This is a genomic window from Anaerotignum faecicola, assembly GCA_024460105.1.
Taxonomy (GTDB): domain Bacteria; phylum Bacillota; class Clostridia; order Lachnospirales; family Anaerotignaceae; genus JANFXS01.
The window spans coordinates 1-552 of record JANFXS010000104.1 but is presented as its reverse complement, the minus strand read 5'-3'; the positions used below and the strand labels follow the sequence as shown (position 1 = coordinate 552).

General features: G+C 53.3%; 1 protein-coding gene. It reads left to right on the top strand.

The features are described 5' to 3' along the window. Positions 1–538, top strand: a 538-nt coding sequence (locus tag NE664_12965; GenBank protein MCQ4727543.1) for an SIS domain-containing protein, incomplete at its 5' end; no start/stop codon positions are given. Between the last annotated feature and the right edge of the window lie 14 nt (positions 539–552).

Below are 552 nucleotides of genomic sequence, written 5' to 3'. Positions count from 1 at the left end.
GGAAGATGCTTACTCACAGGGCGGAAAACTGCTGCTCTGCGGTAATGGAGGCAGCGCGGCGGATTGCGATCATATTGTTGGGGAGCTGATGAAAGGTTTTTATAAAAAACGTCCGCTTGGCAGTGCCGAAAGAGAGGGACTGGGAGATCTGGGAGACCGTCTGCAGGGAGCGCTTCCTGCAATCTCGTTGACGGGGCACAGCGCGTTGTCCACTGCATTTTTAAATGATGTGGCCCCGGAACTGGTATTTGCCCAGCAGGTATACGGCTATGGCAGGCGCGGTGATGTTTTGGCGGCAATCAGCACATCCGGTAATTCCGTAAATGTGTTAAACGCCGCCAGAGTGGCAAAGGCCAGAGGACTTTCTGTCATATCCATGACCGGAAAAACGGGAGGAGTCTTGAAGGGAATCAGCGACGTATGCCTGGCAGTTCCGGCGGAGGTGACAGCCGACGTGCAGGAACTGCATCTGCCCGTCTATCACACGCTGTGTGCGATGCTGGAGGAACATTTTTTTCCTGACACAGACGCAAAATAAAAGGAATCTCTTTG